This window comes from Paenibacillus sp. BGI2013, assembly GCF_002843485.1.
Lineage (GTDB): Bacteria > Bacillota > Bacilli > Paenibacillales > Paenibacillaceae > Paenibacillus > Paenibacillus amylolyticus.
The window spans coordinates 459,546-481,083 of the sequence record NZ_PJFA01000004.1 but is presented as its reverse complement, the minus strand read 5'-3'; the positions used below and the strand labels follow the sequence as shown (position 1 = coordinate 481,083).

Below are 21,538 nucleotides of genomic sequence, written 5' to 3'. Positions count from 1 at the left end.
AATGTATACTGCCTAAGCAGGTTACCTATTATTTTTATTATGGTCTAAGGGAGTGTATATCCATGTTCACCAGTGAACAAATCTCATCCTATAATGAATTGGAACTATCTTTATATAACTATATTTCTCAGAACATGGAAAAAGTGGCGTACATGCGGATTAGAGAGCTGGCCGATGAAACTCATGTATCTACAGCCACCATTATGCGATTTTGCAGAAAGAATCAATGTGAGGGATTTTCGGAATTTAAAGTAAAACTTAAGATGCTCATTTCCCAAAAGGGTAAACTAACGAAGCAGGAGTTAAAAAGTCCACATCATGCTGTGTATGAGTTTTTTGAACGTTCTCAATCTCCTGAATTGGAGGAAAAAATTCAAACGGCAGCAAAGTTAATTGCTAAAGCCAGTAGCGTCATTTTTATTGGTATCGGGAGCTCTGGAATAATGGGTGAGTATGGAGCCCGATTTTTCTCAAATCTAGGGATCTGTTCCGTGTACATAAAAGATCCTCATTATCCTGTTCATATCAAAATGCAAAAAGACAGCGTTACGATTGCATTATCTACGCGAGGTGAAAACCCGTATGTTCTACCTTATCTCCAACGGATCAAGCAGGAGCAAAATAAAATTGTGGCGATAACAAACAATCGCCAATCCACCATGGCTAAAATATCAGATGTGAATATCCCTTATTATGTAAAAGAAGAGTATTATGAATCCACTAACATCACCACTCAGGTTCCTGTTGCGTTCCTTTTAGAATGGCTGGGACGAGAGGTTTTCAAAGAAATGGTAAATACAGAATTAGAGCTATGAGAGAGAACTCGATCTTTTTATAAACACGCACCAGAAAGAGAGCCCTCTAGGCTCTCTTTTCAGTCTTAATGACTCTCTATGGGATGACTACGTTAGACGCTTTCCATTACTTTTTTTCCTCGTGTTGCTGCAATTTGCGTCATAATCATTAGAATGATGATCACAATCATTCCAATCATAGCAGGTGTGAAACTATTGGAAGCATCATGAATCCAACCCAGCAATATTGGACCCATCGCTCCAATAACATACCCGGCAGATTGCTGCATCGCTGACCAGGAAGTTGCATCGTTCACATTGGTTGTAGAATCAATCGGTAACATCAGGTTTAAAGTGAACAAGCCCCCTGCTCCAACTCCAAAGAGTACAACGGAAACCATCGGTATGAAATTCATCATCAATAAAATCAAACCAACAATCATGAACAGAGATTCACCAACCATCCATACTCTTCTTGAAGGAAAGTTCTTCAATAATACAGGAAGTACAAAACTAATTGGGATTTGGATGACAACAAATATGGTCAGACAAAGCGTTGCATAGGATTTGCTATACCCCATTTCCTGAATCATTAACGGGAGCCACGCTGTAAAAGAATAAAACAACATAGCCATTAATCCAAATGAAAGCGTAAGCGTCCATGCGCTTCTATTTCCCCAGGGAAGTTTAATTTGCGGACGTTCTTTTCGTTCACTCACATGAGCAGATTCAGATCGCGGCTTCACCATGATCCACCAAATGATCGCTGCCACAAAGGCAATTAATGCCCACCCTCCTACCGCTGTCTGCCAAGAATTGAAGTATGCCTCTAAGGGAATGGATACCATTGAACTAACTGCAGCCCCTACAGTGATCGCAATACTATAGAGTGCAATCATGGATGGCACATGATCGGGAAAATACTTTTTAATAAAACCTGAAGTTAACGGGCCAATCGAAGCGATCCCGATACCTACGATCAATGCAGATAAAAGTAAAACGAACGTAGACTGTGTAAATAGCCGAGTGCCTATTCCGATTCCCACCACAATCAGGGAATATCCAATGATTCGTTCTATTCCCCATCTCCCACTTGCTTTGACGGCAAAAGGTGAAAATACGCCCATACATAGTACAGGTATAGAAGTTAGCAAACTGGCTAGTGCAGCGCTCATCCCCAGATCTTCCCGAATCGTATCTAGCAGCGGAGATATAGAATTAATAGCTGGGCGCAAATTCAATGTAGCAACAAATAATGCAATTATTAAAAACATTTTTTTTCTCATCTTCTACTCCCATTAGCGCCTGTCGCTATTCACGAAACAAACTGCTCCCGTTGCTCTGAATGACATCTTTATACCAGTGGAAGGATTTCTTACGATAGCGTTCCAATGTTCCTGAACCATCATCATGACGATCCACATAGATGAATCCGTACCGTTTTTTCATCTCTGCAGTTGTTGCACTAACCAAGTCAATACAACCCCATGATGCATATCCTATTAATTCAACACCATCTTGAATGGCTTCAGCAACTTGAAGCAAGTGCTCCTTCAAATATTTAATGCGATAATCATCAATAACGGTTTTATTACCATTTCCGTCCGTAATCAGTTCATCTACGGCTCCTAATCCATTTTCAACGATGAATAATGGCTTCTGATAACGATCATACATCGCATTCATGATGTACCTTAAGCCTTGAGGGTCGATCTGCCAGCCCCAATCACTCGCGGTCAAGAGCGGATTAGGAACACCACCAATCAGGTTTCCTTCTCCTTTAATTTGCTTGGCTGGATCAGCCGTTTCGCAACTACTTTGGTAGTAGCTAAAGGAAATAAAGTCAACGGTATTTTTCAGAATTTCTTCATCGCCAGGTTCAAAATGAATGGTAATTCCGTTATCTTTCAAATAACGTTTCATGTAGCCTGGGTAGTAACCACGCACATGGACATCCGTGAAACCTGTATTCTTATGATCAGCTTCCATCACTTTGATCATATCATTAGGGTCAGGAGTCAATGGGTAAATCGGCATAGCAATGACCATACAACCAATTTTGAAATCAGGGTTAATTTCATGCCCTATTTTAACCGCCAGAGCACTTGCAACAAACTCGTGGTGAACCGCTTGGTACAGATCCTGTTTGCTAAGTTGATCCGCATGCGTGTTAATCCCGCCGCCCACAAACGGGTGTTCCAGAATAGAATTAATCTCGTTAAATGTAAGCCAATACTTCACTTTGTCTTTATATCTGTCGAAAATGGCTCGCACATACCGTTCATAGAAACCGATCATTTTTCGATTCGCCCAGCCATCATATTCCCTAACGAGATGTAGAGGAGTCTCATAATGAGAGATCGTAACTAGAGGTTCAATTCCGTATTTCCGGCACTCGTCAAAAAGGTTGTCGTAAAATTGGAGGCCTTTTTCGTTTGGCTCAAGTTCATCCCCTTTGGGGAAGATTCTGGACCAGGCGATAGACGTGCGGAAAACTTTGAAACCCATTTCGGCAAGGAGTTTAATGTCCTCCTTGTATCGATGATAGAAGTCAATTGCGATTAACTTCATATTCTCCTCTGTTGGTTCTGTTGTTGGAGGTGTCTGAATGCCGTGCGGCATGATATCCGAAATGGATAGTCCTTTCCCGTCCTCTAGATATGCACCCTCAATTTGGTTCGCAGAGACGGAACCGCCCCACAAAAAACCATTAGGAAATTGAAATGTTTGACTCATTTAGTAAGCCCACCTTTCTTTTAAACCTTCAGCTGATCTGGATAAAAAACGAATCCCGCTTTATCGGTTTTTTATCATGTATTTGTTTGCACAACTTATGCTACATAGATTAATTCATAAAATATATGTTATTTCGTATTTAGTTCAAGGTATCACAGATTCACATTTGTAACATAAAAGTAACACAGTGTTTCAAAGGGTTGCTGCATGCTAGCTCGAGGGTAACTTTACTTTTAATAAGCGGAATGGCTCCGGTCAAACAGGGTGCAGCCTCCTCACTTGCGAGCAGCGTCACCTCGTTATTCAATTGTACGTCCTCATTCAAACACGAAAGAAACCCAAGGTCTATGAATCACCTGGGTTTCTCGACTATTAGTTGTGGTGGTTGTAATCACCCCTACATACAGCTTTTAAGTTGTTTTATTAGCTCATCGCAGGCTGAAGAGTTTCCAGCAGTTTCTTAATCTCTTCATCATAGTCCAGTTGGAATAATGGAATTACCTCATCTAATTTTTGCTGGTACAATTCCGGATCCTGGACACGAAGCGCTGCTCTTAATTCCATTTCTTCTTCTGAACCATTGTCGTTCAAAATCATGTCCAGGACATCCGCTTTGAAATATTCACTTGGAGGAAGGATCAAAGCATTCATCAGGAATTGCATAAAAAAGAGATGGTTATCTTTTTCCTGATCCGCTTTTTTCATCGCTTTCTTCGTAAATAAGTTGATATATTTCTGAGCAAAATCTACTCCTTTCAGTTCATAAGGCCCACCATGTTCTACCCCTCTCCAACGCAGGTCAGCCACGGAACTAAGCCACCAAGCCGGATCGATGGCCTGCTGCATACGCAGCAATACGTTCCGTTCAAACTGCGGATCGGGATGCAAGCGCTGTGCTTCCAAACATTTCCCTATAGTCTCAGCTTCGATCGCAGCAACGGTGATGCCTTGTCCATGAATTGGATCAAAGCTGCAAAATGCATCACCAAGGACGAGTAAACCAGATGGCCAATCTTCCATGAGTTCAAAATGCTGACGAATAGACTCGGATATACGATATCCGCGCGGCCCTTGCACAGGCTCCAACCGTTCCATCAACTCCACAATTTTATCTGAAGCAAATAGATGCTTGAGTTGTTCTTGAAACTCCTCTGGCTGAGTTGAAGGATACTCCTCCCCTCCAGCATTGAAAAGAATGAGTCCAGCGATATCATCCTCAATGCGCGTAAATATGCCTGCACGAATACCTTGCTCAGGATCTGAATCAGACATCACGAATTCATTTGGAATAGAGGATTTTATTTTGTAATAACGAGTGCTGTAACCAAGAGATACCTTCAGCACCTCCGGCTCCGGCACATTCAACCCTAATTTATCAAGCCATCTGATCAATTTGGAGGAACGACCAGAGGCATCAATAACCATATTCGCTGGAAGTTGGTCTTCTCGCTTCTCTCCTTTTCTTTCTTTTGTGTAAATTCCTGTAATGGAGTGCTGATCTTCAGAGACCATTAGCCCGGTAACTTCCAAGCTGGTTAAGATGCTTACATGAGAAATGTCCTGGAGTCGTTTGCGCAGCACCCATTCCAGCAAAGCTCTGCTGCACGATGCAATTTTGAATGAAGAAGGATCCTCCTTGTTAACTAATGTACCGTATCGATTAGTAACTATAAGCTTCTCATCGTGTGAAGAGATCGCTCCCAATGCTATCAATTCGTCATTGTAACCTGGGAAATAATGTTCCATAATCAGCGCGCCGCGTGGTTGTACACGGTGTGGATGAAAAGATTGAGGTACACCCTGCCGGTTATTTGGCTCCGAAGGGAATTCATCCCTCTCAATCACACATACTTCCTCATAATAATCGGCTAACATTCTTGCAGTAATTAATCCAGCAATCCCTGCTCCGATCACCACAGCTTTTTTCATGTCAGACACCGAAGATTCATCCTTTCTAGAAATTAGATTTTAATCTACACTTGTAGATCAATCAAAATATTACTTATAATACCAATATATAATCAAAATTTCTTTTATAGTAAGAATCAATATAGCGATGGCATATAGTTAAACTACGATATGGAAGTGGTGTAGATGAAAATCAATGAAAAAAAGCTTGATTTAAGAGTTGCCAGGACTCATAAATTGTTAATTACGGCCTTTAGAGATCTGTTATCTGAGCAAGGCAAACTATTCAGCAATATCACGATTAATGAGATATGTGATAAAGCGATGGTTCACCGTACAACGTTTTACAAACATTTTGAGGATAAATTTGCGCTGTTATCCGCTACCCTCACGTGGGTTCTTCAGGATTATTTACAAATGAGTATAGAAGATCGGCTTCGGCAGCCCTTGCAAAGCCTATCTAGATTCATGTTGGAGAATTTACTGGAGCCGATTGTTCAAAACCAGAAGAATGACAAGGGATTTACTGACTTTTTCAAAAACTATATCGGAGATATATCCAGAAGAGATTTTCTGGAACTAAAAAGAAGAGGTAAACCATTTTCACCCCCCATAGAACTCTTAGCCGAATATCATTCAGGGGTCATTAGTTTACTTGTCACGTGGTGGATATATCATCTTGAAGAAGATGTTACGGCAGGACAGATGGATGAGTATTACTATCAAATGGTTAACGAGAAAATCATGTTAGACTAGCATGAAGCTCACTCTACGCGACGTACCTAGCCAAGTTATCCAGCCTGACCTATTTTCACCACCAGAATAAGAAGGTATCTTATTGTTGAGATAAAATAAAAACCGATGGGCATTTTACTTATGTAAAGTCCCATCGGTTTCTTTAGTTTTAGGATAGTTCGGTTGAAGGCCACAGATGCTGTGAATCTAAAATATAAGTCGATAAAATTATGTCTACTGATCAAAAAAATGGGTTACTATGTAGCAAACTAGCAATGGTTGCTTACCAGAGGCCTATGAAGTAACAACCACCTATATTCATCTTACGAGTTATATTCATTGTAAGCATCTTCAGTCGTCTGCACGTTCTTCAGATACACGATCTGCCCTGACTCGTTCACACGCATAATATCTATACCCGCCTTCGCATACACCGTGCCATCTACTGCTTGCCCGCATACTGCCCAGTTAGTTCGATAACTGCCGTCGGGCTGAAGAACCCATGCATCCCACATATGTTTAATGTCTTTATTGTATTCATAAAAAGTCTTAATAACCACCTCGAATCCTGTACGACTGCTACCGTTTGAAACAATTTCAGCATTCTGCGTGAACAGGGATAACAAGTCCTTCATAGCCCGATCGTCAGTGCGAGATGCATCAAACAAGCGATAATAATTATTTAACATCGTGATGTTTGCATCGGTGTTCAGAGAGTTGGTAGTATTGCCAGCGGTAAGGCCATAAATTTATCCTTTTCAAATTGAAAATTCAGATCTGTTAATACTTGTTGATTACCAAAAAAACTCTTCTTAAACTCTGAAGTACCAATTTCATTTCATTCGGGGTCATACGGTGGGCGTGACTAGGCGGAAAGTTGTGACTGTGAATGTCTTCTCTTCAGTGAAGAAATCTCGTTTGGTAGTGAAATGTAAAAACTTCATAAATTCCTTCGTTTTTATACGACTCCTTCTTCATTTGCGTCCTGTAGTATGTCTTACATCGGGATAACGAAGGAGCACAACGAATGAAGAAAACGATGATGTTAACCTTACTCATAGTCATTACGGCAGGAATGATCTGGTTCAACTGGGGGCTTGTTAGGACAGGTCAGAATCAGCCGGACTCTACATTTGGCACCAGCGGCTGGCAGGAGAATAGGCTTATTGCACATGCATTTGGTGGAGTTAACGGGGCTAGCTACACCAATTCTTATGAGGCGTTTATAACCAATTACAATAGAGGGTACCGTTTGTTCGAGGTTGATCTGGTGCAGACGACGGACGGGAAACTTGTAGCCAGACATGATTGGTCGCAGAAGCTACAGCCGGATTTGGCCGCTCATCGCGGACGAAACGTAACAACGCTTCAGTTTGAAAACTCGCTTATTATGGGAAGATTCCACCCTCTTACACTGCCGGACATACTGCAGCTGATGCAGCAATATCCTGATTTTGACTTAATTGTGGATACGAAAGCAGGCAGCAAAGAGCAAATTCAGCAGCAGTTTGCGCATCTAGTCAATGAGGTTCAACGTACGGATCCTGCACTGCTCAACCGGATTATACCTGAAATTTTCAGCCCGGAAATGTATGACACGGTTATGGGAATCCACCCCTTTCCAAACAAAATATATTCACTTTACAAAACTGGCGCCTCCGCCGAAAGTATTGTAGAATTCGTAAGGGACAAACAACTGACAGCGGTTGCCATGCCTGTATACCGTGTGTATCTAAACCCCAATTTAGTTCCAACACTACATAAGTTTGGGGTAAAAAGCTATGTTCACACCGTCAACAGCAGACCGGTTATGCAGATTCTGTCCAGGTTCGGGGTGCATGGATTTTACACGGATCAGGAAGAATCACCAGCGGAGCTGATGCTTGCAGACGCTCCCCCCGGCCATGTTAAATTTTCGGGATACATGAGTTCCGGATTAGTAAATATAAGAAATATCGTGATGAAGGTGAGAATTAATGGCTATAAATAACATTCTTGTTGTAGACGATGAACCGGAAATTCGAGAAGCGCTTGTTATTTATTTGAAAAGCGAAGATGTGGATGTATTAACTGCCTCTAACGGATTGGAGGCGCTGGAAATTCTTGAACAAGAAACCATTCATCTTATTATCATGGACAACATGATGCCACAGCTCGATGGAATTAAAACGACATTTAAAATTCGTGAAAACAAAAATATACCGATCATTATGCTTTCCGCCAAGTCAGAAGATAGCGACAAGATTTTGGGACTCAACGTTGGGGCTGATGACTATATTACGAAGCCGTTCAATCCTCTAGAGCTGATCGCTAGAGTCAGATCTCAGCTGCGCCGGTTTACGAATTTAGGTTCCTTCCAGTCAAACGGGGATGAGCTCATTCAAGTAAGAGGACTCGTGCTGAACAAAAGCTCGAAGACTGTTGAGATAGATGGAGAGGACGTCAGATTGACCCCGAAAGAATACAAAATTTTGGAGCTGCTGATGGAGAACAAGGGTAGGGTTTTCTCAATCGAAGAGATTTATGAGCGCGTGTGGAATGAACTGATCTTCACTTCAGAGAATACGGTTGCCGTACATGTGAGAAACATTCGTGAAAAAATTGAAATCAATCCCAAAGACCCAAAATATTTAAAGGTGGTATGGGGAATTGGATACAAAATCGAGAAAAAATAAAGCCGATCGGAAGGTTCCAATCGACCTTATTGTCATCATTGTCGCCGCGATTCTATGGAGCCTCGTACTCATAAACAGGTATTCATACACGGGGTTGAGTCTGAGCTATTCAACTTCAAGTTATATCCAGACACTGCTTGCCTTAATTATTCTTTGCCTGCTGGCAAGCAGACTGTTTCTTTATTTTAAGGCACCCCATAGTAGGCGTTCCTTCTGGCATGGCAGTCTGCTGATGGATTACTTTCATATTTGGAGAACCGGTCTTAGAGCCAGTTTACAAAACGGGAGACTAACGTTTGGCCTCATCATGATGCTTTTGCTAACCGCGATAGCCGGCATTTGTATTTGGCAGGCAGTCACATATTACGGACAGGGGTGGCTTCTACTTTATTTGTTGCTCTACGTGTTGTTCTTGGTTCCATATATACTTTCCAAGCTTAGAAGATTCATCGCCATTATCAACGGGAGCAAAGAGATTGCCGAAGGAAATATTCAAAACACAATTCAGGATACCGGCAAGGATGATCTATCCAAGCTTGCTGGTTATATTAACAATATGAAAGCCGGGTATCAAAGCGCGCTGGAGAATCAAATGAAGAGCGAACGGTTAAAAACAGAGCTGATTACCAACGTATCACATGATTTGAAGACCCCACTTACTTCTATTATCAACTATGTTGATTTATTAAAAAAAGAAAATCTGTCTACAGAGACCACCCGATCCTATATTGAAACCCTGGACCGGAAGGCGCTACGGATGAAGCTGTTGATTGAAGACCTGTTCGAAATCTCAAAGATGGCCAGTGGTACAGTAGAGCTGGATATTGAGTACGTCGATGTCGCGACATTGTTGACACAGGCAATTGCCGAGTCCAACACCAGTATGGGACAAGCGTCGCCTGTGATTCGGGAGAGGATTGCGAAATTCCCGATCCATGCACATTTGGACGGCAATAAAATTTGGCGTGTATTCGAAAATTTAATTGGCAACGCGCAGAAATATTCGCTTCCGGGAACCAGAATCTATATTTATTTGGATGAGTCTGATGATCTGGTGCTATTCAAAATTCAAAATACTGCTGCTTATGAGATTGATTTTGCTGCGGAAGAGTTGTTCGAACGTTTCAAAAGAGCAGATGAATCCCGCCAGACAGAAGGCTCCGGCCTAGGGCTGTCCATTGTGAAAAGTATCGTTGAGCTGCACGGCGGGGAGATCAAAATCGAAATTCATGGTGATCAATTCAACGTTATTCTGCATTTGCCCAAGCAGCGCTTAATTTAAAAGTCCTAAAACTACGTTAACCCTCAATGCTCCTTTTCAGGAGTATGAGGGTTAACTTTTCATTTTTATTCAGGTATAAAAGGTGAATCGTATGAATGGCTTACCAACATCGATTCCTAAATATTAGTCCAGAAGGCTGTAGATCTGAATGCTCTCCACCTTGGCATCCTTGATATGGAACGACATCACATCCACATAATTGGATGGCTCGTAACGGAAGTCATCCTCCTCATTAGGGGCTCCATCACCAAGCAGTTTCCCCTCAGGGTAGGCGTTTTTGAGTGTATCCAGGCTATCTCCTGCTTTAATGTTTCGCACTGTCGCGTACTTGGGATCTGTGATTTCGATATGAAAGATGGAGTCTTGTTTTCCCTCTGGTATACTGATTGTTTTAATCTCCAGACCAGGATACGTATAGACCTTTTCTGTAAAACCGATTAACGTATCCATGTTTGTTCCATCGTCGGCACTGTACGTATGAGATTTCAGGTTATCCGGTTTGCCCAGCATCTGTTCCATCTGATCTTCATTCGCTGTATCCGAAATCGCAATGGTGTGCTCATTATAGACAAAAGCAAGCTCCTTCAGCACCACATTGCCTTCCTTCTCCATCGAACCTTCCTTAATAGCTTCAGTCCCCTTTTCTTCAGAACTTTCGGAAGCAGGAGCATTAGCATTTGTTGCTCCTTCGCCTTTGCTTTGTTCATTCGCTGTGTTCTGTCCGGTTGCTGGGGGCGTAGCATCATTGGACTGACAGCCCGCTAATGCCACCGTTAGTAGAGCACCTAGTACGATAACACCTGTTGCTTTGTTTATCAATTTCATCATGATCCCTCCATAAATGTGTGATTTGTTCTTATGAAGTGATTATAAATAAAACATTTGTTAGTCTCATAACAGAAATGTACCAATCTTGTAACGTTAATTATTTACGATTGTGTTTCCGCACGGGGCAACACAATCGTAACGGTTGTTCCTTCCCCGATTTGACTTTCCATGTCAATATAACCATTAAACCGCTCGACAATCTCCTTGCAAATAGAAAGCCCAAGACCTGAACCGTTCGCTGTGCTAGCATTTTTCGCCCGGTAAAAACGTTCCTGTACTCTCTCCAGCTCATCGCCCGCGATACCAATACCTTGATCACGTATCCGTATAACCACCTCACTTGGCGTATGCTCCATCTCTACTTTAATCTGTGAGTGACTTCCTGAGTATTTGATGGCATTGTCCACAAGATTGGCGATGGCATGGGACATCAACATGGGATTGACATCGGAGTAGACTTTTGTCAGACCTCCATCTGTTGATCCTCCCTCCACTTTACTAACCATAATCTCAATTCCTTTATCTTTGGCCTTGGCACCCATACTCGTTGCGACTTGCTGAATCAGTTCGTTTATTTCCGTTTTCTCGACTTCCAGTTCGTTAGAACCAGCCTTGTCGAATCGGGATAACAACAACAGTTCATTAATCAAGCGCGTCAGCCGATCTGATTCCTGCAACAGATGAGCATAGATTTTTTGTAACTCCTTGTCCTCGTTCTCCCCTTCAACCAAGTATTGAGAGAAACCACGAATGGCTGCCAAGGGTGTTTTTAACTCGTGAGATACGTTGGAGACGAATTGCCTCTGGTACTGAATGTAATCATGAAGCTGCCGCCCCATGGAATCCAGTCCATCTGCCAGCATGCCCAGCTCATCCTTACGGTTTAGATGAACTCTCCGAAACTCCTGCCTAGAGAAACTTTGCGCAGCGTCAAGCAACAGTTTAATCGGCTTGGTTGTGTTGCGGGCAATCCACAGACTGGATAACGTAATCAGTACAATAAATCCGCCTGCACCCGCAAACAGGATATAACGGATTTGATCCATAATCGCATAAAAGTAGGAAATGTCCTCCACGAACTCATACACATAAGCGTTCTCGTAGAATTGATCCTGAATGGGCGTCGCGAAATAAAGCAGATGATCTTCCGTTACGGTGTAGGCATAACTGCCGCTCAGGGCTTTCTCAATATTCTTTTCGAAAATAAGAGGTTTGCCATCATTAATGATGATGCCATCCACAGCCAAGCCCAGCAACTGCTTGGAGCTGTCATAGATACGTACTTCCTTGCCTGAAGCTTTCAGCTTCTCCAGAGCGAGTCTGACAATTTCCTTGGTCTGGGGCTCTCCTGAAGATGACCTATGCTGAGATAACACCTCACGGAAGGACAACTCGGACAGATCCGCCTTCTCCATCATCTGTTTCTCAATGGTAATGAAGCTGTAGTAATCGATGGCTTTATTCACCGCAAAAATGATGATGCCAAAGGACAGCACGGAGAAAAATAAATAATTCAGCAGTAACCGGGTTGCATACTTCAGGCCTCGCCACCTCCAAGTTGATAGCCAAATCCATAGATCGTCCTGACATACTTCGGTTCGTCCGCGTTATCCTCCAGCTTCTTCCGTAATCGCATGATGGTCATATCCACACTGCGACTGTCTCCCATAAAATCATATCCCCATCCGATCTGCAGCAGCTCATCCCGGGTAAAGATTTTGTCTGGCCTTTTGAGTAACGTTTCCAGAATTTTAAACTCTTTGGCCGTTAAAGACACGGGTACACCGTTTTTTAGCACCCTGCGGCTTTCCAGATCAAATGTCAGCTCTTCATGAATGATGCGTGTAGATTTCACTTCTGTTCCTTCACTTGATTCCTCCTTGCTCTCGTTTCTTCTCAGAATGACCTTGATCCGAGCGAGCAATTCACGATTGTCAAAAGGTTTGGTCATGTAATCTTCCGCCCCTAGCTCTAGTCCCAACACCTTGTCGATTACCTCATTTTTGGCAGAGAGCATGATCACAGGAACGGCACGTTTCCCGGTGATTTCCTTGCACAGGTCATATCCAGAGCAGTCAGGCAGCATTAAATCAAGCACCACCAGATCCGGCTGAAAAGTATCCAGCAGCTGCAAGGCTATTTTACCGTTCTCAGCCGTTTGAACGACGTAGTTTTCTCTTCTCAGTACAAGCTCAATTAAATCTCGAATTGCAATTTCATCATCAATGACTAGGATTTTCTTCAACTGTACACCCCTATCTAGCCTTGTTTTCACCAGCTTTAATCAATTATTAACCCATCTTAGCACAGGCGCTTTAGATTCCTCCACCAACAGGAAGATAAGGTATATTCCAACGAACCCAACATAACTTGTAATAAACCCGAAGAAAGGAGAACAATCCATGGATCTGCTCTGGGTACTCATTGTTGGTGGACTTATTGGCTGGTTAAGCGGCAACTTAATTGGGCGGGACGTACCGGGCGGTGTACTTGGGAACATTATCGCGGGTTTTATCGGTTCCTGGTTAGGAACGGAATTGCTGGGACCAAGGGGGCCGGTGATTGGCGGATTTCATATTATTCCCGCCATTGTTGGCTCGATTATTGCCCTGCTCATCTTTTTCGCTCTGGCACGCGGCGGAGCCTTCCGAAGACGTTAACATAGAGAGGCGAAAACCGATCCCGTCATTCATTAGTGCAGGATAAACATAGAAGGACCGAAAGCATTCATCGATGGAAGATGAACACTTACGGTCCTTTTTTTATTTTTGTACTGATTTCATCCATTGAGCCAAAAGACAGATCCACCATCCTCTTCATTTCTTCTCTAAAGTGCTTTGACGAGTTTGTTTTATCTAACTCAGCCCGCCGTTTATCTTGCTTCTTATGCTTCGTCAAGTTGTTCAGAAGCTACTAAGCGATGCGCCGAGACAAGCTGTCCGGCAGCATCCTTACCCCAAACTGAAATTTGAACTTGTTGTTCTGCTAAACCGCTTGTTGTAAAGACGAATTCAAAAGAATTAAAGTCTGCATAATAATTTTTGGTTAGGACTTGATTAGGATTGATAGAAATTAACTCAAGTACATATAGTGTTCTTGTTCCATTCAAATAATAACCCTGAATCAAGATATTTGAGCCATCGACTAAGTTGCGATTATCTATTTTGATCGTCAACTGTTGTGTCGGCCTTACACTATTAACAGGATTATTTTCTATCGGACCGGTGGATAAAATCATTCTCTCTTACCCCTTTCCAACATTTAATGTATTTCACTATGACCTGAGGTTTTACCAGCTCTCAGCAACACTAAATACCACATCAACTATATTTGAGCCTGCCCCACCAATATTTGATACAGCTAATGTTACGACCTGATTTTCAGGAAGCGTGAAATCGAATAGTTCTGAAGAAGCTAATATCCTGTTTCCTCCTGTTCCGCCTCCTGTAATTCCTTGAAAAACGACTTCCCCCCCAGTAATCGTCGTAGAAGAGTTGTTTACCAACAGAGCTGTTTCGCTATCGGGAATGATCGTTGTAGCTGTTGGATAATTAATAAATGCTCCGTCGAGAGTTCCACCCACAAGTACTTGATAACTAAGATCTACGGATGAGATAATGTTTATTTCTTCTAGATCCACTTGAACAGAGTTCGTTCTAGCTGATCCCGAAGGAAAGATTGCTTTTCTTGTAAATGATAGGACGGGTGTTAGTGTTGATGTGAGATTGGTAACCCTCCTCCTTTCCGAAGTGACTCTAAAGGTAGGATCATATTTTCCGATAATGCTATATTGTCTTCCTCCAACAAAAAGGGTGTAGGATGTAGCAGTTCCGTTATTATCGATTTGTGCTCTTAATGGAAGATTGGGGTCAATAAAACTCGTTTGACCAGTTGGGGAGAATCGGTGGACGGTAATTACCTCTTGCGCTAAAGTCGCCGGATTAGGGATGACCACTCTAAATTCGACTACTCCATATCCATACCAAGTAAATACGATTTGAAATATATTCCCTTTAGATAGATTAAGTGTCGCTCCGCTTGATCCAGTACCATCCAATCGGTCTACATTCCATGAACTTTGAGGAAAAGTTGTATCGGAGCCTCCTCGCCGTATGACCACGAATACATTTGTGCTATCCACTCCAAAAAAGGCCCCGTTCTGATCGTCAAAGAATCCCCATCTTCCAATCTGATTGCCTATCGGCAGTATAGGTATTCGAACGCCGATTCCGGCTTCTCCTGCGAATCCTGGCTCGTATCTACCTCGTAATACACTTTCTAGAATGGCCGAATCTGTTCCGTTAGTGGTATTGCTTAGATTAAATTCCGTTGCATCATTGGTAACCGTACCATCCCCAGCGGTTGTAACGGAATCTCTTAGAATGGATAGACCATATGCAGATGTTAACTCCACAATTGGGGTTTTTTCCGATACAATCAGCTCATCGAATTGCGAACTTATATTTGGACCCATATTTGAGATTATAATATCCGACAAGATAGTTCCTCCTTAGCAGGAAGGGAAAAGTGAATCCCCTCCTTCTCCTATTACTTTTTACCATTCTTCAGTAAGACTGAAGGTGGCCGTAACAGGATTAGTCCCCCCGCTTAAATTCGCTACGGCTAAAGTCACAATTTCAGAGTCAGGTAATTGGAAATCCAATAATGAAGAAGAAGCTGCTATTCTGACACTTCCCGCAACTCCGGCTACTAAGCCTTGTAATAGGACTTGACCATCCGCAATTGTCGTTAGTGTGTTGTTAATTAGAAGAGCTGTTTCCGAAGTTGGAATATTAGTCGTTGCTGTTGGAAAGTTTACGAAGCCTCCATTAATCGTTCCGCCTAATATGATCTGATAATAAATATCATCTGTAGTTATAAGATCAATACTTTCTAATTTGACACTCACTGAATTTGCCCTACCTGAACCTGGCGGGAAGGATGTCTTTCTTTGGAAAGACAAAATTGGTGTGAGTGACCCTGTTGCAGTTACAGTTCTCCTTTCGGAAGTAACCCTGAAAACGGGATTATATTTACCCAATATACTGTATTGTCTTCCTCCAACGAATAAATTGAGTTCTGATTCTGTGCCATTATTAAAGATTTCCGCACGTAGCGGAAGATTAGGATCGGCCAGACTGGTTTGCCCATTGGGGGAAAAGCGATGAACGATAATTACTTCTTGTGCTAAAGTTGCAGGATCAGGGATGACAACTCTAAATTCGATTACTCCATACCCGTACCATGTAAATACGATTTGAAATATATTCCCTGTAGATAAACTAAGCGTTGCGCCACTCGGACCTGTTCCATCTAATTTATCCACATTCCAAGATGCTTGAGGAATAATAGTGTCAACACCTGCTCTTCTGATCGCTACAAATATTCCATTCACTACGCTCTGTCCAAAGAATAAGCCGTTCTGATCGTCAAAAGCGCCCCATCTGACCACTTGGGCCCCTGTCGGTGGAGCCGGCAATCGAACTCCTATTCCTATTTCTCCCGCTAAACCTGATTCATACCTTCCTCTCTCCGAGCTTTGAAGAATAGCAATGTCAGATCCGGATATAGTTGTAGTTAATTGAAATTCCGTATTATTACTTCCCACTGTAGCATCGCCCAATGTTAAAACAATGTCTCTTAGGTTGGATAAGCCATATACAGAAGTCAACTCAATAATCGGCGTTTTTTCACTGGTTCTTAATTCGTTAAATTGAGAGCTGACATTTGGTCCTACTCCCACGATGGTCGCATTAGGCTCAATCGTACCTGGGGCTCCCGTCGCTCCTGTGACTCCTGTAGCCCCTGTAGCCCCAGTGGCTCCTATGGCTCCTGTAGCTCCCGTTGTTCCTGGGGGTCCTGTTACTTCATTTGCACCTAGCAATTCTGAAGATACAATACGATGGGGAATTACAAGTTGCCCTTCTACATTTTTTCCCCAAACCGAGATTCCCGTCTGATCTTCTGCTAAACCGCTCGTTGTAAAGACAAATTCAAAAGCATTAAAGTTCCCATCATAATTCTTCGTTATTACTTCATTTGGATTCACATTAATGAGTTCGTTTACGTATAAGTTTCGAGCTCCGTCTAGATAGTATCCTTGAATCAAAACATCGGCACTATTGATTAAATCTCGATTATCCATTTTAATTGTCAGTTGCTGCGTTGGCCTTACACCACTGACCGGATTATTCTCAATCGGTCCGGTTGATAAAATAGCCATAAAATTTTATTCTCCTTTTTTCCAAATGATTAGAGGCAGAAATATTCATCCACCTCCACTCCTTTGGTTTTAAACTAACAAAATTTATGCTCTCATTTTCCACCCAGTTACTGAACCTGAATAATTGAAACAGAACCATCTGTAGATGTAGCTGTTGCTGACCCATTATAAAGAAAATCGATTGTAAGCGCAGTTGAAGTAGCATCAGCTAAAAACGTACCCGATACACTTACATTCGCATCTAAAGTTCCTGTAACTGCTCTCCCTGAAAACCGACTTTGAAATACGAGATTAATTCTTGGTGTAACCGTAACGTTCCCAATTACAGAACTCGTTCCTCTAAACGTATACGAAACCAAATAAATGTGCCCTGATGCCAGTACAAAGGTAGTACTTGTTGGGTGTAATATGTTAGTGCCATTAATAAATACAGTCGTATACGAAATAGCTGTCGCATTTGCAACAGAAGGTACGCTAACATTAAATAATCCATTTTGTATTGTGGCATTTGCCCCGGTTGCACCTGTGCTCCCTGTGGCCCCAGTTGAGCCCGTTGCACCTGTTGCCCCACTTGTGCCTGTTTGCCCAGTCGTACCTGAGATCCCCGTGGCCCCAGATACGCCCGTTGCCCCTGTTTCCCCGGTTGCGCCCGTGATGCCCGTGGCTCCCGTTACGCCGGTTGCACCAGTTTCCCCAGTAGCACCTGTGATCCCGGTTACGCCCGTGATGCCTGTGGCTCCGGTTACGCCCGTTGCCCCTGTTTCCCCGGTTGCGCCCGTGATGCCCGTGGCTCCGGTTACGCCCGTTGCCCCTGTTTCCCCGGTTACGCCAGTGATGCCCGTGGCTCCCGTTACGCCGGTTGCCCCCGTTGCCCCTGTCTCGCCGGTTGCGCCTGAGATACCTGTGGCTCCCGTTACCCCCGTTGCACCAGTCTCCCCGGTTGCACCCGTGATGCCTGTGGCTCCGGTTGCCCCCGTTGCACCAGTCTCGCCGGTTACGCCCGTGATGCCTGAGGCTCCGGTTACGCCCGTGGCTCCTGTCTCGCCGGTTGCGCCTGAGATGCCTGAGGCTCCGGTTACGCCCGTTGCTCCAGTTGCACCTCCATCGGGGCCTGTATTCCCTGTAGCTCCAGTTAATCCAGTTACGCCCGTTGCCCCAGTCGCACCGGTTGAACCTGTGTTCCCCGTAGCTCCAGTTACGCCCGTGGCCCCAGTTGCGCCGGTTGAGCCTGTGATTCCCGTGGCTCCATTGTCTTCTAACAATTCTGAAGATACAATACGGTGAGGCGTTACGAGCTGTCCCATGGAGTTTTTTCCCCAAACTGAAATTTCTACTTGTTGTTCTGCTAAACCACTCGTTGTAAAGACAAATTCAAATACGTCTAGGTTTGCAAAATAATCTTTTTTTATGGCTTGATTTGGATTTACGCTAATTAATTCGAGTATATATTCCGTTCTGGTTCCGTTTAGGTAATAACCCTGAATCAAAACAATTGCATTCGTAACCAAATTTCTATTATCAATATTAATGGTCAGCTGTTGTGTTGGTCTTACACCACTGACCGGATTATTCTCAATCGGTCCAGTTGATAAAATGGCCATTTATTTCACCCCGCTTTCTTTACGTTTTAGGAACAGGAGAGAATTGCATTCCTTATATCCTAATCCTTCTCTCACTCCTATAGACCGACAATTTCAACGGTTTGGTCATCCACTTCTCTGTGCCACGAAAGCACTTGTGCCTTTTCTTCACAACAAAAAAAGCCGCTAAAATAGCGACTTTAAAGGGTATTCGTTCTTTTACATCGACCTGAACCGTTCGATGTGCTTGCATTTTTCGCCCGGTAAAAACGTTCCTGCACTCTCTCCAGCTCATCGCCCTCGATGCCGATACCTTGATCACGTATCCGTATAACTATCTCGCTTGTCGTATGTTCCAACTTCAATTCGATTAGCGATGGACTGCCTGAATATTTGATGGCATTGTCCACAAGGTTGGCGATCGCATGGGACATCAGCATTGGATTCACGTTGGCGTGGACTTTCGTCAGAAGCTTATCCTCCGTTTTCTCGACTTCCAGTTCGTTAGAACCATTCTTGTCGAATCGGGATGTTTGAACGGTTCAAGTCTGATCATGACCATCTATGCCCTCCTCAATGGTACTGACCCGTGACATGTTCTTGCGTATCTTGCAGCATCTTGGCAAGCACAACGATCTGTCCTGCGTGATACCCGTAGTGTGCCGATACCTGGATAAGCAGACGACCGATTACTCTTGTATCGTAGGTTTCTTCAGTACACCTATTCGTTCGATGCATTCGGTTCCAATCCTCACGGTCATAGCGAATGATAACCTCTCGGGACAAATCGTCGTTCGATAACGCAGCTACAACATTTTCCGATTCCTTTCTGGTTTCCCGAAGAAGAAGAATCAGCTTTTCTCTCGATATTCCCCCGTCCTTCGTGAATTCACGGGTTCGCGTCCGGATGAACGGTCTGTTGCCGATCGCGCTAACGAAATTCTGATATTCGTTACCTGCCAAATGCAAACAAAGATTACCGACGCTATTCATGGAGCCCTTTATTCTTATCCAAATGAGTTCATCATTCAGCAAGTTCAAACTCTTCTCGATACGGTCAAGCTGCTTGTTCATGTCTTCCATAACGTGTCTGATCAGTTCAATCATGAACATCCCCCCAATTCTCGGTCAGGCGCAAATAATCTTCAAGGGTTACATGCGCGAATTCTCCAACTTGAATGGAGAAACCTGTCAGTATAAAATGAACGACTCGCAAATTTATCATCGTCGTGACCCACCTCCATCTGCTCTATTGAATCCATGATAATGAATTGCCCTTCGAGTGTAAAATGAAAAATACCAGCCAATCGGGCGTTAGCCATACGATTGCCTTCGATGATACTACCGGCTGTGCCAGCTAATATCCTGGTAAAACCGTTACCCGTTCCATTAACCGTGTCATAGGATTAGCAGTCCCCTCCTTGGAAGCGATCTCTCCTGCTATCGCCGCTTTTATTAAAGAGACGCAAAGTTTGCTTACATAAATCTTTTAAATCACAATCAGTACAAGTTCTTGTCCTTGGCTCGGGACACGAACTTGTACTGATAATATAAAAAAGCCGCTAAGATAGCGACTTAATAGGAATATGTTTTTGTCCCTCGACAGATGCCAATTTTAATGTTTAGCGGTTTTTCCCAGTCTTCTTTTTTAAAATGTAATGACAATCTTACCTACAGCGTGGTGAGTTTCACTCAAAGCATGTGCATCATAAATCCCCTGTCTACTAAACGGGAATGTTGCCCCTACAATTGACTTTATCTTGTTCTCTTCCATCAGCTCTGCCATTCTCTGCAATTGATCACCATCTGGCTGTAGCCAAATCCCCTTTGCTAATACATTGTGAGACTTAGCAGTATCATGATTGGGTTCACCAACAATGGTAATTAGTCTTCCGGTATTTGGCTTAAGCACCTTATAGCTATTCTCAGCTACTTCTCCACCCATCGTGTCAAACACTAAATCTATATCTTTTAGAATCTCTTCAAAGTTTTCCTTTTTGTAATCAATGACCTGATCAGCACCTAACGAGTAAAGAAGTTCATGATTTTTTTCACTTGCTGTTGTAATAACATGAGCGCCGGCATGTTTTGCTAATTGAATGGCATACATACCTACACCACCAGCTCCAGCGTGAATAAGTACAGTTTCACCTTCTTTTAGATCGCCATGAGTAAACAGTACCTGCCATGCTGTTAAACCAGCCAAAGGTACAGCCGCAGCCTCCTCATATGAGATTGAATCAGGTAGTTTTGCCAGAAGGTGCTCATCAACTGCTGTATATTCAGCATACGAACCGAAACGTGTTGTATCAGGACGACTGAATACTCGATCCCCAACTTTCCATTTGGTAACGTTTGAACCAATTTCAGTTATGACCCCAGCTACATCCCAGCCTAAGATAATAGGAAATTCCCAATCATACATTTCTTTTAAGTAACCCTCTCTTAATTTCCAATCGATTGGATTAATGGATGTAGCCTCTAATTTTACAACCACTTGATTGGCTTCTGCCCTCGGTTTATTCACTTCCTGCTCAACTAACTCTTCTTTACTTCCATATTGATTAATCACAACTGCTTTCATTTTTGTATCACTCCTCTAAGCTAATATCCTTTTACATGTTATTCCCGATTATTTATTTGTATCTAGTCACTGGGGTTCATGCATATTACCCTTACTCATTTTTAAACAACCAGGATAAAATTATGCAAAAGTTAAGTTAGAATCGTTGGAAATGTTGCTTTTATTGTTATGATTTTACATAAAAAAAACTATT

Annotated in this window: 21 protein-coding genes; 6 read left to right on the top strand and 15 right to left on the bottom strand. The window is 42.9% G+C overall.

Features of this window, described 5'->3' with window-relative positions:
- The first annotated feature begins 62 nt into the window (after positions 1 to 62).
- Complete coding sequence (locus tag CXK86_RS13085; protein ID WP_076250570.1) at positions 63 to 815, top strand: MurR/RpiR family transcriptional regulator; 753 nt, start codon at positions 63 to 65, stop codon at positions 813 to 815.
- Positions 816 to 907: 92 nt separating this feature from the next.
- Here the strand turns inward: CXK86_RS13085 and CXK86_RS13080 are convergent, their stop codons facing one another.
- The 3 genes from CXK86_RS13080 to CXK86_RS13070 form a co-directional block, all read right to left on the bottom strand.
- Complete coding sequence (locus CXK86_RS13080) at positions 908 to 2,080, bottom strand: MFS transporter (protein ID WP_101313854.1); 1,173 nt, start codon at positions 2,078 to 2,080, stop codon at positions 908 to 910.
- A 25-nt stretch (positions 2,081 to 2,105) separates the two neighbouring features.
- The gene (locus CXK86_RS13075; RefSeq protein WP_101313853.1) at positions 2,106 to 3,530 is read right to left on the bottom strand and encodes a glycoside hydrolase family 1 protein; all 1,425 of its coding nucleotides are present in this window, start codon (positions 3,528 to 3,530) and stop codon (positions 2,106 to 2,108) included.
- Between the two features lie 423 nt (positions 3,531 to 3,953).
- Positions 3,954 to 5,459 (bottom strand): FAD-dependent oxidoreductase, encoded by a 1,506-nt coding sequence (locus CXK86_RS13070; RefSeq protein WP_180361761.1) that lies wholly within the window; start codon positions 5,457 to 5,459, stop codon positions 3,954 to 3,956.
- Positions 5,460 to 5,624: 165 nt separating this feature from the next.
- Here CXK86_RS13070 and CXK86_RS13065 point away from each other — a divergent pair, with 165 nt between their 5' ends.
- The gene (locus CXK86_RS13065; protein WP_076317758.1) at positions 5,625 to 6,194 is read left to right on the top strand and encodes a TetR/AcrR family transcriptional regulator; all 570 of its coding nucleotides are present in this window, start codon (positions 5,625 to 5,627) and stop codon (positions 6,192 to 6,194) included.
- A gap of 302 nt (positions 6,195 to 6,496) precedes the next feature.
- Here the strand turns inward: CXK86_RS13065 and CXK86_RS13060 are convergent, their stop codons facing one another.
- Positions 6,497 to 6,862, bottom strand: a complete 366-nt coding sequence (locus CXK86_RS13060) for a nuclear transport factor 2 family protein (RefSeq protein WP_256721204.1) — start codon at positions 6,860 to 6,862, stop codon at positions 6,497 to 6,499.
- 338 nt (positions 6,863 to 7,200) lie between these two features.
- Between CXK86_RS13060 and CXK86_RS13055 the strand changes: the two genes are divergently transcribed.
- From CXK86_RS13055 to CXK86_RS13045, 3 genes are all read left to right on the top strand, one after another.
- Positions 7,201 to 8,163, top strand: coding sequence for a phosphatidylinositol-specific phospholipase C/glycerophosphodiester phosphodiesterase family protein (locus CXK86_RS13055; RefSeq protein ID WP_101313851.1), 963 nt, complete (start codon positions 7,201 to 7,203; stop codon positions 8,161 to 8,163).
- Positions 8,150 to 8,848, top strand: a complete 699-nt coding sequence (locus CXK86_RS13050) for a response regulator transcription factor (RefSeq protein ID WP_036613934.1) — start codon at positions 8,150 to 8,152, stop codon at positions 8,846 to 8,848. Before CXK86_RS13055 ends, CXK86_RS13050 begins: the two co-directional genes overlap by 14 nt.
- A gap of 412 nt (positions 8,849 to 9,260) precedes the next feature.
- On the top strand, positions 9,261 to 10,130 hold the full coding sequence (locus CXK86_RS13045; RefSeq protein WP_218973870.1) for a sensor histidine kinase: 870 nt from the start codon (positions 9,261 to 9,263) through the stop codon (positions 10,128 to 10,130).
- Between the two features lie 123 nt (positions 10,131 to 10,253).
- On the opposite strand, the gene CXK86_RS13040 is transcribed toward CXK86_RS13045, so the two are convergent.
- The 3 genes from CXK86_RS13040 to CXK86_RS13030 all read right to left on the bottom strand — a co-directional run bounded on the left by CXK86_RS13040 (position 10,254) and on the right by CXK86_RS13030 (position 13,203).
- Entirely contained in the window at positions 10,254 to 10,955 is a 702-nt protein-coding gene (locus CXK86_RS13040; RefSeq protein ID WP_101313849.1) for a hypothetical protein, read from the bottom strand.
- Positions 10,956 to 11,059: 104 nt separating this feature from the next.
- A complete protein-coding gene (locus tag CXK86_RS13035; protein WP_257467839.1) occupies positions 11,060 to 12,424 on the bottom strand; it encodes a sensor histidine kinase in 1,365 nt (454 codons plus the stop codon).
- A 71-nt stretch (positions 12,425 to 12,495) separates the two neighbouring features.
- Entirely contained in the window at positions 12,496 to 13,203 is a 708-nt protein-coding gene (locus CXK86_RS13030; protein WP_076250590.1) for a response regulator transcription factor, read from the bottom strand.
- A gap of 157 nt (positions 13,204 to 13,360) precedes the next feature.
- Between CXK86_RS13030 and CXK86_RS13025 the strand changes: the two genes are divergently transcribed.
- On the top strand, positions 13,361 to 13,618 hold the full coding sequence (locus tag CXK86_RS13025) for a GlsB/YeaQ/YmgE family stress response membrane protein (RefSeq protein ID WP_024630063.1): 258 nt from the start codon (positions 13,361 to 13,363) through the stop codon (positions 13,616 to 13,618).
- A gap of 224 nt (positions 13,619 to 13,842) precedes the next feature.
- Here CXK86_RS13025 and CXK86_RS13020 read toward each other — a convergent pair whose 3' ends face one another.
- The 8 genes from CXK86_RS13020 to CXK86_RS12990 form a co-directional block, all read right to left on the bottom strand.
- On the bottom strand, positions 13,843 to 14,196 hold the full coding sequence (locus tag CXK86_RS13020) for a hypothetical protein (protein WP_036671514.1): 354 nt from the start codon (positions 14,194 to 14,196) through the stop codon (positions 13,843 to 13,845).
- Between the two features lie 51 nt (positions 14,197 to 14,247).
- Entirely contained in the window at positions 14,248 to 15,456 is a 1,209-nt protein-coding gene (locus CXK86_RS13015) for a hypothetical protein (RefSeq protein ID WP_101313847.1), read from the bottom strand.
- A 57-nt stretch (positions 15,457 to 15,513) separates the two neighbouring features.
- The gene (locus CXK86_RS32685) at positions 15,514 to 17,181 is read right to left on the bottom strand and encodes a hypothetical protein (RefSeq protein ID WP_180361743.1); all 1,668 of its coding nucleotides are present in this window, start codon (positions 17,179 to 17,181) and stop codon (positions 15,514 to 15,516) included.
- Between the two features lie 107 nt (positions 17,182 to 17,288).
- On the bottom strand, positions 17,289 to 18,485 hold the full coding sequence (locus tag CXK86_RS32680; RefSeq protein ID WP_483870017.1) for a beta strand repeat-containing protein: 1,197 nt from the start codon (positions 18,483 to 18,485) through the stop codon (positions 17,289 to 17,291).
- A gap of 476 nt (positions 18,486 to 18,961) precedes the next feature.
- Positions 18,962 to 19,201 (bottom strand): sensor histidine kinase, encoded by a 240-nt coding sequence (locus CXK86_RS13000; RefSeq protein WP_257467845.1) that lies wholly within the window; start codon positions 19,199 to 19,201, stop codon positions 18,962 to 18,964.
- A gap of 133 nt (positions 19,202 to 19,334) precedes the next feature.
- Positions 19,335 to 19,868, bottom strand: coding sequence for a DUF1572 family protein (locus tag CXK86_RS12995; protein WP_101313845.1), 534 nt, complete (start codon positions 19,866 to 19,868; stop codon positions 19,335 to 19,337).
- Positions 19,861 to 19,986 carry a hypothetical protein gene (locus CXK86_RS32675; protein WP_257467838.1) on the bottom strand — a complete coding sequence of 42 codons (126 nt, stop codon included), beginning with the start codon at positions 19,984 to 19,986 and terminating at the stop codon, positions 19,861 to 19,863. The genes CXK86_RS12995 and CXK86_RS32675 overlap by 8 nt, the downstream gene beginning before the upstream one ends.
- Before the next feature lie 423 nt (positions 19,987 to 20,409).
- Positions 20,410 to 21,345: an NADP-dependent oxidoreductase gene (locus CXK86_RS12990; protein ID WP_047843194.1), complete on the bottom strand. Its 936-nt coding sequence runs from the start codon at positions 21,343 to 21,345 to the stop codon at positions 20,410 to 20,412.
- Between the last annotated feature and the right edge of the window lie 193 nt (positions 21,346 to 21,538).

What these genes read in the sequence shown, in the direction of transcription:
- CXK86_RS13080 (WP_101313854.1), bottom strand. Translation starts at nt 2,080, where the DNA reads ATGAGAAAAAAAATGTTTTTAATAATTGCATTATTTGTTGCTACATTG.
- CXK86_RS32685 (WP_180361743.1), bottom strand. Translation starts at nt 17,181, where the DNA reads ATGGCTATTTTATCAACCGGACCGATTGAGAATAATCCGGTCAGTGGT.
- CXK86_RS13060 (WP_256721204.1), bottom strand. Translation starts at nt 6,862, where the DNA reads ATGTTAAATAATTATTATCGCTTGTTTGATGCATCTCGCACTGACGAT.
- CXK86_RS12995 (WP_101313845.1), bottom strand. Translation starts at nt 19,868, where the DNA reads ATGATTGAACTGATCAGACACGTTATGGAAGACATGAACAAGCAGCTT.
- CXK86_RS13055 (WP_101313851.1), top strand. Translation starts at nt 7,201, where the DNA reads ATGAAGAAAACGATGATGTTAACCTTACTCATAGTCATTACGGCAGGA.
- CXK86_RS13070 (WP_180361761.1), bottom strand. Translation starts at nt 5,459, where the DNA reads ATGAAAAAAGCTGTGGTGATCGGAGCAGGGATTGCTGGATTAATTACT.
- CXK86_RS13025 (WP_024630063.1), top strand. Translation starts at nt 13,361, where the DNA reads ATGGATCTGCTCTGGGTACTCATTGTTGGTGGACTTATTGGCTGGTTA.
- CXK86_RS13075 (WP_101313853.1), bottom strand. Translation starts at nt 3,530, where the DNA reads ATGAGTCAAACATTTCAATTTCCTAATGGTTTTTTGTGGGGCGGTTCC.
- CXK86_RS13085 (WP_076250570.1), top strand. Translation starts at nt 63, where the DNA reads ATGTTCACCAGTGAACAAATCTCATCCTATAATGAATTGGAACTATCT.
- CXK86_RS13020 (WP_036671514.1), bottom strand. Translation starts at nt 14,196, where the DNA reads ATGATTTTATCCACCGGTCCGATAGAAAATAATCCTGTTAATAGTGTA.
- CXK86_RS32680 (WP_483870017.1), bottom strand. Translation starts at nt 18,485, where the DNA reads ATGGGACAGCTCGTAACGCCTCACCGTATTGTATCTTCAGAATTGTTA.
- CXK86_RS13050 (WP_036613934.1), top strand. Translation starts at nt 8,150, where the DNA reads ATGGCTATAAATAACATTCTTGTTGTAGACGATGAACCGGAAATTCGA.
- CXK86_RS32675 (WP_257467838.1), bottom strand. Translation starts at nt 19,986, where the DNA reads ATGATAAATTTGCGAGTCGTTCATTTTATACTGACAGGTTTCTCCATT.
- CXK86_RS13000 (WP_257467845.1), bottom strand. Translation starts at nt 19,201, where the DNA reads ATGCTGATGTCCCATGCGATCGCCAACCTTGTGGACAATGCCATCAAA.
- CXK86_RS13040 (WP_101313849.1), bottom strand. Translation starts at nt 10,955, where the DNA reads ATGAAATTGATAAACAAAGCAACAGGTGTTATCGTACTAGGTGCTCTA.
- CXK86_RS13065 (WP_076317758.1), top strand. Translation starts at nt 5,625, where the DNA reads ATGAAAATCAATGAAAAAAAGCTTGATTTAAGAGTTGCCAGGACTCAT.
- CXK86_RS12990 (WP_047843194.1), bottom strand. Translation starts at nt 21,345, where the DNA reads ATGAAAGCAGTTGTGATTAATCAATATGGAAGTAAAGAAGAGTTAGTT.